Source organism: Amycolatopsis sp. NPDC004368 (genome assembly GCF_053602515.1).
The window spans coordinates 1-11965 of record NZ_JBSGDT010000019.1; the positions used below are offsets into that span (position 1 = coordinate 1).

Genomic DNA, 11965 nt, shown 5'->3' on the forward strand with positions numbered 1-11965 from the left:
AGCACAGTAATGTGTTGTTGAGTTGACTGGTACTAATAGGCCGAGGACTTGTCCACAAAGATGTTACGCATCCACTCTACGGTTCTGAAACACCACACTGGTGTCTGTGACAGACGCGGTGTGTGTTGTTTCGTAGTGTTTCGGTGGTTATAGCGCCAGGGAAACGCCCGGTCCCATTCCGAACCCGGAAGCTAAGCCTGGTAGCGCCGATGGTACTGCAACCGAAGGGTTGTGGGAGAGTAGGACGCCGCCGAACTTACTCAGAGTAGGCCCCGGTCGAGAATCTTCACGGTTCTCCCGGGGCCTACTTCTATGTGTCGTGCTGTGCGGTGCCCGTGACGGAGCGCCGATGCGCGCGCGGGGCGCTCCGAACGGCCCCGTAGGATGGTCAGTCGGCCCCCTTACCGGGTGGCCCGTGAGAACACAAGAATTTTCTATGGCAGGAGGCCAGGTGTCCGAGTTCGGTCGACGTGACTCAGAGGATGATGGGTCCGGCCGGTCGGCTCGCCGCGACCAGGGCTCCCGCGGCAACCGGTCGGACGCGCCCCGGGGAGACCGGCGTGGCGCGCGGCAGGACCGTGGCGGGCGCGACGGCAGCTACCAGGGACGCCCCCGGCGCGACGACCGCGGCGCGCGCGGCGCGCGCGGCGGCGGGTACCAGGGCCGGCCCTCGGGTGGCGACGGTGGCCGTGATCAGCGCGGCGGCGGGTTCGCCGGCAGCCGCGGCGGCTCGGACGACCGCGGATCGCGGGGTGGCTACGAGAACCGTTCGGGCCGGCCGCAGGGCAAGTCGACCTCCGGGCGCCGCTGGGAGGACCGCGACTCGAGCGGTTCGCGCGGCACCGGTGGCTCGAGCTTCCGCAACGACAACCGCTCCGGTGGCGGCTTCCGCGATTCGCGCGGTGCCGGCGGCTCGCGCGGCGGCTTCCGCGACGACCGGGGCTCCGGCGGGTTCCGCCCCCAGCGCGATTCGGACGACCGCGATTTCCGCGGCGACCGCGACAACCGTGGCGGCGGCTTCCGGAATGACCGTGACGACCGCGGCTCCGGCGGTTTCCGCAAGGACGGCGGCACGGGTGGCTACCGCGGCGGCAGCGGTTCGGGCCGCTCGCGTGACGATCGCGGTTCGGGTTACCGCGGTGGTTCGGCGGGTTCGCGGGACGACCGCGGATCCGGTTACCGCGGTGGTTCGGCTGGTTCGCGTGATGACCGTGGTTCGGGTTACCGCGGTGGTTCGGACGGTTCGCGGGGCGGCAGCGGCTCGAGCTATCGCGGCGGCAGCGGTTCGGGCGGCTCGCGTGATGATCGTGGCTCCGGTTACCGCGGTGGTTCCGGTGGTTCGCGGGATGACCGCGGCGGCTCCGGTTTCCGCAGCGGTGGCAACTCGGGCGGGTTCCGTGGCGACCGCAGTGGCGGCGGGCCCGGTGGGTACCGCAGCGAGCGTGGGGGCAGCGGTTCGGGCGGTTACCGCAACGACCGTGACCGCAACGACCGTGACCGCAACGACCGTGACGACCGCGGGGGTTATCGCGGTGACCGGGACAACCGGGGCGGCAGCTCCGGCGGCTCCGGCGGCTACCGGGGCGACCGCGACGACCGTGGTTCGCGCCCCGGTGGTTTCCGGGACGACCGGCGGCCGGGTGGCTTCCAGAAGGACCGTGAGGACCGCGGCTTCCGCAGCGGCGGCTCGCGCGACGACCGCGGCGGCAGCGGCTCGGGTGGGTTCCGCAAGGACCGCGACGACCGCGGCGGGTTCCGCAACGATCGCGGTACGGGCGGCGGTTACCGGGGTGATCGTCGCGATGACCGGGGCGGCGCTCGCGGGTCCTTCGACCGGGCCGACAACAGGGGCGGGTTCCGTGACCGTCGGGACTCCGGCGACTCCCGTGGCCGCCGCGACTTCGATCGCGCCGGCACGCGTGGTGCCGATGCTCGCGACGCGGCCTCCGACGACTTCGACATCACCGACGACGGCTTCGTCACCGGCGATTCCGCCGACCGCGATGAGTTCAGCCCGGCCGGGGACGACGGTCGCCGCTCGGACCTGATCGCCGCCGACTCGGCCGCGGCCGGCGATGACTCCGTTGGCGACAACGGGACCGGCGGTGCCGGCTCCGGCAGCGAGCGGTCCGCTCGTGACGACCGCGGTGCGGCCGCCGGCGACCAGGGCGACCGCGACAGGAACTCAGGTGGCGGCGACCACGACGACCGCGGCGAGGGGACCTCTCACAGCGAGGGTTCGGGTGCCGACAGCGAGCAGGGCGACGGCGGGACCGGCGGCCGGTCGATCGACAACGACCGCGTCGACGGTGGCGAGCGCGGCGACGACGACCGCGCGGAGAGCCAGACTCGTGGCGGGGCCGAGCGCGGCGACGGTGGCGCGCGGTCGGAGGGCGACCGCGACAACCGCAAGCGCGACAACGACGGCCCCGACCACAGCGACAGCGATGGCGCCATCCGTGGCGACCGTGACAACCGCGATCTCGTGAACAACGACCGCGATGATCGTGACCACGGTGATGGCCTTGACCACGGCGACAGCGATGGCGCCGGCCGTGGTGACGGCGACCACGGCGGTCGTGAGGAGCACGCCCGCGACGGCCGTGACCACCGCGACAGCCATGGCAACGGTGACCACGGCGATGGCCGTGGCCGTGACGCTCGCGATGACGACGGCCGTGACCGCGAGAGCCGTGACCGCGACAGCCGCGACGATCGGGACCGCCGTGATCGTGGCGATCGCGACCGTGGTGACCGCGGGAACGAGCGTGGTGGCGACCGTCCGCGCCGGGATTCCCGTGACAGCCCGGACAACGGCCGCGACAACCGGCGCGACGACCGACCCCGCCGCGACAGCCGCGACGACCGTGACTCCCGCGGCAGCCGTGACTCGCGGCCGAGGCGGGACGACCGGCCGGCCCGCGGACCGCGCGGCGGAGCGGCGGAGGAGCTGAGCGACGCCGCCCTCGCCCGGGAGCTGCTGGAAGCGCCGGAGCTGCCCGAGGGCATCGAGTTCTCCGATCTCGACGATGAGGTGCGCCGTGAGCTGCGGACGTTGCCGAAGGGGCTCGCGGAGACGGTCGGGAAGCACCTGGTGGCGGCCGGCGGGCTGATCGACGTCGATCCGGAAGCGGCGCTGGAGCACGCGAAGTACGCCAAGCTGAAGGCGTCACGCGTGCCGATCGTGCGCGAGGCGCTGGGGCTGGCGGCCTACCACACGGGCAACTGGCAGGAGGCGCTGTCGGAGCTGCGGGCCGTGCGGCGCATGACCCGCAGCGACGAGCACGTGGCCATCATCGCCGACGCCGAGCGGGCGCTGGGCCGGCCCGAGCGGGCGCTGGACCTCGCCAAGGAGACCGACACCGCCAAGCTCACGAAGGCGACGCAGGTCGAGCTGGCGATCGTCGCGGCCGGGGCGCGCCGCGACCTCGGGCAGGTGGACGCGTCGGTCGTGTCGCTGCAGGGGCCGGATCTGGTGCCGAGCAAGCGTGACCCCTGGAGTGCGCGCCTGTTCTACGCCTACGCCGACAACCTCGTGGCCGCCGGCCGCAAGGACGAGGCGCTGCGCTGGTTCCTCAACGCGGCGGAAGCCGACCGGGAAGACGAGACCGACGCGGGCGAGCGCGCCGCGGAGCTGTCGGATGAGTGACGCGCTCCTGGCGGCCTACGACGCGGTGCTGTTCGACCTCGACGGCACCGTGTACCACGGCTCGCAGGTGATCGAGGGCGCACCGGAAGCGGTCGCGGCCGTGCGGGAGCACGGGGCGGCCGTCCGGTACGTCACGAACAACGCGTCGAAGGCGCCGGTCGACGTCGTCACGCACCTGCGGGACCTCGGGCTCGACGCGGTGGTCGAAGAGGTGCACACGAGCGCCCAGGCGGCCGCCGCGGTGCTCGGCGAGCGGCTGCCCGCCGGGGCGCGCGTGGTGGTCGTGGGCACGGACTCGCTGGCCGCCGAGGTCGAGGCGGCCGGCCTGACGACCACGCGCAAGGTCGCCGACGACGTCGCGGCCGTCGTGCAGGGGCACTCGCCGGAGACGGGGTGGGCCGACCTCTCCGAGGCGGCGCTGGCGATCCGCGCGGGCGCGTTGTGGGTCGCGTGCAACGTCGACGCCACCCTGCCGTCGGAACGCGGCCTGCTGGTCGGCAACGGGTCGATGGTCGCGGCGCTGCGCACGGCCACCGACACCGAGCCGGTCGTCGCGGGCAAACCGCAGCCTCTCCTGTTCGAAACGGCCGCGCGGTCGGCCGAGTCGAACCGGCCCCTGGTCGTGGGCGACCGGCTCGACACCGACATCGCCGGTGCGGTCGCCGCGGGCATGGACGTGCTCGCGGTGCTCTCCGGCGTCGCGACGCCCGCGGGCCTCGTCAACGCGATCCCCGCCGAACGGCCGACGCACCTGGCCGCCGACCTGTCCGCCCTGACGCAGCGCGGCGAGGACCTCAGGATCGGTCCTCGGCCGGGCTGGACCGTCGAAACCGGCGAAACCGGCGAGACCCTGACGGTCCACACCGATGGCGACGGGCAGGGCACCGAACTCGACCTGCTCCGCGCGCTGTGCCACGCGGCGTGGGAGAGCGGTGTGACCGAAGTCCGCGCGGAGGACGACGCGGCCGCGGCGGCGCTGACCGGGCTGGGCCTGGCCTGACTGGTAGTTTGAGCTCGTGCATCCGAACGTCCCGCGGCCCGTTCCGGGCCCTCCGCCGGTCCCCGGACCCGGCCCGCAGCAGACCGATCCCCGCGCGGGGATCGACGAAGCCGTGGCGGGCCTCGACGACCTGAACTCGGTGCCGCTCGCCGAGCACGTCGACCGGTTCGAGGCCGTGCACACCGAGCTGACCGTGGCCCTGTCCAGCATCGACCGGGTCTGACCGGCGTGCCCAAACGGGCCCGCCTCGACGCGGAGCTGGTTCGCCGCGGCCTGGCCCGCTCCCGGGAACAGGCCTCGGCCCTCATCGCCGGCGGCAAGGTCTCCGTGCGGGGCATGGTCGCCACCAAACCGGCCACCGGAGTCGAGTCCGACGCGCCGATCGTGGTGAAGGACGAGGACGACCCCGGCTGGGCCTCGCGCGGCGCGCACAAACTGCTCGGCGCCCTCGAGAAGTTCGGCCCCGAAGGGCTGACCGTCGAGGGCCGCCGCTGCCTCGACGCCGGCGCGTCCACCGGCGGGTTCACCGACGTGCTGCTGCGGGGCGGCGCCGCCACCGTGATCGCCGCCGACGTGGGCCGCGGCCTGCTCGACTGGCGACTGCGCACCGACGAACGCGTGGTCGTGCTCGACCGCACCAACGTGCGCAACCTGACTCCCGAGGCGCTCGGCGGCCAGGTCGACCTCGTCGTCGGTGACCTGTCCTTCATCTCGCTCAAGCTCGTGCTGCCCGCGCTCGCCGAGTGCGCGCGCGCAGGCGCCGACCTCGTGCCCATGGTCAAACCGCAGTTCGAGGTCGGCAAGGACCGCCTCGGCAGCGGTGGTGTGGTGCGTGATCCCGAACTGCGTGCGGAGTCTGTGGTGAGCGTGATCGCCGAAGCCGCGAAGCTGGGGCTCGCGCTGCGCGGGGTCGTCGCCAGCCCACTGCCCGGGCCGTCGGGCAACGTCGAGTACTTCGTGTGGCTGCGCAAGGAAAACAGCGGCGACGCCGCCGCCGTCGATGGCACTGTGGACGGTGTCGAGCGGCTCGTGCGGGCCGCTGTCCAGGAAGGACCCCAGTGACCAGCGAACGCGAAGTGCTCCTCGTGGCGCACCCGGACCGGGACCGCACCCGGGAGGCCGCCCGCGAGGTGTCCGCGCGGTTCACGAAGGCCGGGATCCGGCTGCGCGTGACCGACGAAGACGTGCGGCAGCTCATCGATCCCGACGGCTGCATGGACATGCCGTGCACCGTCGTCGCGCCGCAGGACGACCCCGCGCGCGGGGCCGAGCTCGTGTTCGTGCTCGGCGGCGACGGCACGCTCCTGCGCGCGGCCGAGCTCGCGCGTCCCGCCGGAGTGCCCGTGCTGGGGGTGAACCTCGGCCGCGTCGGGTTCCTGGCCGAGGCCGACTCCGACGCACTCGCCGACGCCGTGCAGCGCGTGGTCGACCGTGAGTACCAGGTCGAGGACCGCATGACGATCGACGTCACCGTGACCCATGGCGGCACCGAGCTGTACCGCACGTGGGCGCTGAACGAGGCCAGCGTCGAGAAGTTCTCACGCGAACGCGTGCTCGACGCGCTGATCGAGGTCGACGGCCGCCCGGTGTCGTCCTTCGGCTGCGACGGCGTGCTGTGCGCGACGCCGACGGGCTCCACCGCGTACGCGTTCTCCGCCGGCGGCCCGATCATGTGGCCGGACGTGGAGGCGCTGCTGGTGGTGCCGAGCAACGCCCACGCGCTGTTCGCGCGTCCGCTGGTCGTCTCGCCCGACTCCGTGATCACCGTCGGCATCGACCCCTCGGGGCCGAGCGCGGTCCTGACCTGCGACGGGCTGCGCAGCTTCGACATGCCGCCGGGTTCGCTCGTGCGGGTGGTCTGCGGCCGCCGGCCGGTGCGGCTCGTGCGGCTGTGGGACGGCGTGTTCACCGACCGGCTCGTGCACAAGTTCGGCCTCCCGGTGCGCAGCTGGCGTGAGCGCCGCACCGGCGGTCGCTCCGTCTGAACGGGCATCGTGACCCGCGACACGCCCGGGCGTGGTGCGTTCGCACAAGCGTTCGACCAGCGAAAAGGACAGTTAGCACCGGTCGAGCGCACGGACGGTCGGTGGGGGCGGCTACCGTAGGCGGCGTGCTGGCAGAGATGCGCATCCAGGGCCTCGGAGTCATCGAGGACGCCCTGCTGGAACTGCACCCGGGTTTCACCGTCGTGACCGGTGAGACGGGCGCCGGGAAAACCATGGTCGTGACCGGGCTGCACCTGCTCTCCGGTGGGCGAGCCGAGGCGTCCAAGGTCCGGAACGGAATGCTCAAGGCCTTCGTGGAAGGGCGGTTCACCCTCGACAAGGCCGACACCGCGAGCCGCATCGTCACCGACGCGGGCGCGGACATCGACGAGGACGGCAGCGTGATCGCGTTGCGCACGGTGGCCGTCGACGGGCGTTCGAGAGCCCACCTGGGTGGCCGGTCCGTGCCGGTCGGCGTGCTGGCGGACCTGTCCGAGCAGGTGATCGCGGTGCACGGGCAGAACGACCAGCTGCGGCTGCTGCGCCCCAGCGAGCAGCGCGCGGTGATCGATCGGTTCGCGGGCTCCGAGGTCGGCGAGCCGCTCGCCGCCTACCGCGAGGTGCGCGAGGAGTGGCTGGCGGTCATCACCGAGCTCACCGAGCGCTCCACCCGCTCCCGCGAGATGGCGCAGCAGGCCGACCTGCTCAAGCACGGCCTCACCGAGATCGACGGCGTCGCGCCCGAGCCGGGCGAGGACGTGGAGCTCACCGAGCAGATCAAGCGGCTCATGGCCGTGGACGAGCTGCGGGCCTCGGCGACCGAGGCGCACGTCGCGGTGTCCGGTTCACCCGACGGCGACCCGGAGGCACCGGGCGCGCTCGGCCTGGTCGGCGAGGCGCTGCGCCGCCTGGCCTCGGCCGAGGACTCCGCGCTGCGCGATCTGGTGCCGCGCCTGGAAGAAGCGTCGATGCTGCTCACCGACGTGGGCGCGGAGCTGGGCGGGTACGTCGAGAACCTCGACGCCGACCCGGCGCTGCTCGAGCAGGCGCTGGCGCGCCAGGCCGACCTCAAGCGCCTCACCCGCAAGTACGCGGCCGACGTCGACGGCGTGCTGGCCTGGGCCGACGACGCCCGCCGCCGGCTCGAGTCCATGGACACCTCCGAAGAGGCGCTCGCCGAGCTGGCGCGCCGGCGCGACGAGCTCGCCGTGACGCTGGGGGACCACGCCACGGCGGTGTCGGCCGCGCGCGGCAAGGCCGCGGCCGAACTGGCGTCGGCGATCACCAAGGAGCTTTCCGGGCTCGCGATGGGCCAGGCGGAGCTGGAGATCACCGTCGAGCAGAAGCCCGCCGAGCACGGCGACCGCCAGGCCCTGGCCATCGACGGGCACGCCGTGCACGCCGGCGCCGACGGCATCGACGAGGTCGAGCTGTTGCTGCGCGCCCACAACGGCGCACCGCCCCTGCCGGTGCACAAGGCCGCGTCCGGCGGTGAGCTCTCGCGTGTGATGCTGGCCATCGAGGTGGTCCTGGCCCACGCCGACACCGTGCAGACGCTGGTGTTCGACGAGGTCGACGCCGGCGTCGGCGGGCGCGCGGCGGTCGAGATCGGCCGCCGGCTCTCCCGGCTCGCGCGCACGCACCAGGTGCTCGTGGTGACCCACCTCCCGCAGGTCGCGGCCTTCGCCGACCAGCACCTGGTGGTGGACAAGGGCACCAGCGGCGGCGTCACGCGAAGCGGCGTGAAGCTGCTGAAGCAGCCCGACCGGGTGAAGGAGCTGGCGCGCATGCTCGCCGGCATGGACGGCACGGAGACCGGCCGCGCCCACGCCGAGGAGCTGCTCGCCGTGGCGGAGAAGGACAAGGCGGCCGCGGAGCCCAAACGCAAGCGTGCCAAGAAGGGCTGAGCACTTCACATGATCTGGGCCGCGGTGGCCGACGTCGAGGCGGAGCTCGCCCGAGCGCGACGCGACGGCGATCTCGACCGGTTCCTCGGGCTGCTCGGCGGCGAAGAGCTGTTCGTGCCGATGCTGCGCCGGGACGCGGAGAAGCTCGCGGGTGAACGCGGCTGGTCGTCGGCGAAAGCGTGCTGCCGCGAGCGTTCGCTGCGGTTGTTCACGCGTGGCGCGCTGCCCGACCCGGGTGCCGACGTGGTGTTCCTCAGCGGCGATCTCGACTGGGCGCTGCACGGCGTCGACGCCGACGAGCAGGTGGTGTTCAACCCCGGCACGCTCGGCGAATGGCAGGTGCCCGGTTCGGTGGTGCTGCCGTGGCTCGCCGCGAACCCGCACCGCGTCACGGCCGTCGAGCAGCAGGTCGAGCGGCTCAACACCGCGCGCTACGGGCACTTCGACGGCCCGCTCGCCCACGCGCTGGCGTGCGGCGCGCACCAGGCCGTGCTCACCGCCGAACCCTGGAACGTGCTCGACGCGCGCTACCACGACTACGTCGCCGAGGTCCGCGGCCTGCGCGACTGGTGGGGAGTGTCCGACGCGGCCGGCTGGCGCGCGGCGGCGAGCGATCTCGTCGGGCCCGATTACCCGCTCACGCCCGGCAATCTCGTGCTCGTGCTGCGCGCCCGGTACGGCTCGGGCGGCGACCCGTGGTCCTGGGCCGAGCTCGTGGTGCGCTGGTGCGCGGACCACGGCGCGCAGGACCAGGCGCCCGCGCTCGTCGACGTGCTGCGCCGGGTGGTGCGGTACGAACAGCGCTTCCGCGCCGACGGGCTGCTGCCGCCCTCGGGTGTCGTCGGCACGACCATCGGCTGGGACATCGCCCGCGCGGTGGCGATGGCGCGCTGGGGTCTGGCGGTCGGCCACTGCGACGCGCTGACGGCCGAACTGATGGTGCTCGAGGCCGGCGCGGCGGCGCGTCGCTACCACCAGTCATGGGCCGAGCTGTCGGCGAGCTACGTGATGGGCCGCGTCCTCGCCCTGGACGAGGAGGGGTTCGGCGAGGAGTACACCTCGGCCCTGCGAGTCCATCACCTGCTGCTTCAAGATCCCGCGAGTCCTTGGCTGAACCTCCCGTTCGGTGCGGCGGAGCCCACCATCCAACCCTGAACGGACGCTCACGGCGACACGGCTCACCACAATGAGTCACGTCCGCTTCGGCGCGTCGGCGCTCGTCCCTCCCACAAATTTGTCACCATCAGCCACATGAAGCTCACCGGTCTGCTCGCGCGAAACCACGAAGCCCTCCCCGGCATCACCGGCGTCGCGCGGGTCGACCGCCGCACGCGGGAGCTGTTGCGCCGCGTCAGCGCGGGCGACGTGGCGGTGCTCGACCAGCTCGACCTCGACCGCGCGACGGCCGACGCGCTGGTGGAGGCCGAGGTCGCCGCCGTGGTCAACGCGTCGCCCTCGATCTCCGGCCGGTTCCCGAACCTGGGCCCGGAGATCCTGCTGGCCGCGGGCATCCCGCTCGTCGACTCGGTCGGCGGCGAGCTGCTGCGCACGGTCAAGGACGGCACGAAGCTGCGCGTGCACGAGGGCGGCGTCTACATCGGGGAACGGCAGATCGCCTCGGGCGACGAGCAGACGCCCGAAAGTGTCGCCGACCAGATGATCGAGGCCAAGGCCGGGATGTCGACGCAGCTGGAGGCGTTCTCGGCCAACACCATCGAGTTCCTCCGCCGCGAGCGCACGCTGATCCTCGACGGGGTCGGCGTACCCGAACTGCGGCTGCCGATGCGCGACCGCCACGTGCTGGTGGTCGCCGGCGGCAACGGCCACGCCGAGGACCTCAAGAAGCTCAAGAAGTACATCGGGGAGCACCGGCCGGTGCTCGTCGGCGTCGACGCGGGTGCCGACACGCTGCGCGCGCAGGGCCACACGCCCGACGTGATCGTGGGGGACCCGACCGGCATCGGCACCGCGACCCTGCGCAGCGGCGGCGAGGTCGTGGTGCCCGCGCAGCCCGACGGCCACGCGCCCGGCGTCCAGCGCATCCAGGACCTGGGCATCGGCGCGGTCACGTTCCCCGCGTCGGGCAACTCCGAGGACCTCGCGCTGCTGCTGGCCGACGCCCACGGCGCGAGCCTCGTCGTCACCGTCGGGTTCCAGGCCACGCTGCGGGAGTTCCTCGACCACGGCCGGTCGGGCTCGAACCCGTCCACGTTCCTCACCCGGCTCAAGCTGGGCACGAAACTGGTCGACGGCAAGGCCGTCGCGACGCTGCACCGCAGCCGGGTGTCCCTGGGCGCCGTCGCGCTGCTCGTCCTCGCCGCCGTCGTCGTGGTGGTCGCCGCGCTGCTGGTCTCCGACGTCGGCTCCGTCTACCTGGACTGGATCCAGCACACCTGGACCACGTTCACGACCTGGGTGAAGGGGCTCTTCACGTGATTTCCCTGCGGTACCACATCGTTTCCATCACCGCGTGTTTCCTCGCGCTGGCCGTCGGCGTGGTCCTGGGCTCCACCGCGCTCAACGGCTCGCTGCTTTCCGGGCTGTCGGACCAGAAGAAGGACCTCGGCACGCAGGTCTCCGACCTCGAGGCACAGCGCAACGAGCTCAATGCGCGCCTGGCCGATGCCGACGCGTTCGCCGGCTCGATGGGCCCGAAGGTCGTGGCCGGCTCGCTCGACAAGCGCACGGTGGTGCTCGTGACCACCGAGGACGCCCGCCCGGCCGATCGCGACGCGCTCAAGCAGCTCGTGCAGCAGTCCGGGGCCTCGGTGACCGGAGAGCTGCAGCTGACCGACGCGTTCACCGACCCGGAAAAGGCCGACCAGCTGCGCGACGTGGTCACGCGTCTGCAGCCGGCGGGCTCGCAGTTCCCCACTGCGGGTGACTCCGGCACGCTCGCCGGTGCACTGCTCGGTTCGGTTCTGCTGCTCGACAAGGCCACGGCGAAGCCGCAGTCCACTGGGGACGAACTGGCCGCGGCGCTCGGCGGCCTCACCGACGGCGGTTTCGTGAAGCCCAGCCAGGGCGTGCAGCCCGCGCAGCTGGCGATCGTGCTCACCGGCGCGCAGCAGACCGGCGAGGGCGCGGGCGACCGCGCGGCCACGATCGCGCGGTTCGCGACGCAGCTCGACCGCGCCGGCGCGGGCACGGTGCTCGCCGGCGACCCGGGTTCGGCCGACGGGTCCGGTCCGATCGGCGTGGTGCGCGCCGACACCTCCGCCACCTCGATCCTGTCCACTGTGGACAACGTCGACTCCGCCGCCGGCCGCGTGGCCACACTGCTGGCCCTGCGCGAGCAGCTCGACGGCGGCTCCGGCCGCTACGGCATCGGCGGCAACGCCCAGGCGCCTGCACCGGGTGTCGGGGCGTCCACCGGGAACTGAAGCACCCCGCACGCCGGCGGCGGCCGGGGAATCTCCTGGAG

9 protein-coding genes and 1 rRNA gene are annotated in these 11965 nt (G+C 73.0%); all 10 read left to right on the top strand.

Features of this window, described 5'->3' with window-relative positions; translation table 11 throughout:
- Window positions 1-139 precede the first annotated feature (139 nt).
- The 10 genes from rrf (at window position 140) to ACWEOE_RS24760 (ending at window position 11924) form a co-directional block, all read left to right on the top strand.
- Window positions 140-256, top strand: a 5S ribosomal RNA gene (rrf, locus tag ACWEOE_RS24715).
- A gap of 195 nt (window positions 257-451) precedes the next feature.
- Window positions 452-3649 (top strand): hypothetical protein, encoded by a 3198-nt coding sequence (locus ACWEOE_RS24720; protein WP_452012854.1) that lies wholly within the window; start codon window positions 452-454, stop codon window positions 3647-3649.
- Entirely contained in the window at window positions 3642-4649 is a 1008-nt protein-coding gene (locus ACWEOE_RS24725; RefSeq protein ID WP_452012856.1) for an HAD-IIA family hydrolase, read from the top strand. The genes ACWEOE_RS24720 and ACWEOE_RS24725 overlap by 8 nt, the downstream gene beginning before the upstream one ends.
- A gap of 16 nt (window positions 4650-4665) precedes the next feature.
- Entirely contained in the window at window positions 4666-4872 is a 207-nt protein-coding gene (locus ACWEOE_RS24730) for a hypothetical protein (protein WP_452012858.1), read from the top strand.
- Between the two features lie 5 nt (window positions 4873-4877).
- Entirely contained in the window at window positions 4878-5711 is an 834-nt protein-coding gene (locus ACWEOE_RS24735; protein ID WP_452012860.1) for a TlyA family RNA methyltransferase, read from the top strand.
- Window positions 5708-6634: an NAD kinase gene (locus ACWEOE_RS24740; protein ID WP_452012862.1), complete on the top strand. Its 927-nt coding sequence runs from the start codon at window positions 5708-5710 to the stop codon at window positions 6632-6634. Before ACWEOE_RS24735 ends, ACWEOE_RS24740 begins: the two co-directional genes overlap by 4 nt.
- A 125-nt stretch (window positions 6635-6759) precedes the next feature.
- On the top strand, window positions 6760-8541 hold the full coding sequence (gene recN, locus ACWEOE_RS24745; protein WP_452012864.1) for a DNA repair protein RecN: 1782 nt from the start codon (window positions 6760-6762) through the stop codon (window positions 8539-8541).
- 9 nt (window positions 8542-8550) lie between these two features.
- The gene (locus ACWEOE_RS24750; protein ID WP_452012866.1) at window positions 8551-9696 is read left to right on the top strand and encodes a DUF1266 domain-containing protein; all 1146 of its coding nucleotides are present in this window, start codon (window positions 8551-8553) and stop codon (window positions 9694-9696) included.
- Window positions 9697-9792: 96 nt separating this feature from the next.
- Complete coding sequence (gene steA / locus ACWEOE_RS24755; protein ID WP_452012867.1) at window positions 9793-10977, top strand: putative cytokinetic ring protein SteA; 1185 nt, start codon at window positions 9793-9795, stop codon at window positions 10975-10977.
- Window positions 10974-11924 (top strand): copper transporter, encoded by a 951-nt coding sequence (locus ACWEOE_RS24760; protein WP_452012869.1) that lies wholly within the window; start codon window positions 10974-10976, stop codon window positions 11922-11924. Before steA ends, ACWEOE_RS24760 begins: the two co-directional genes overlap by 4 nt.
- The last annotated feature ends 41 nt before the right edge of the window (window positions 11925-11965 follow it).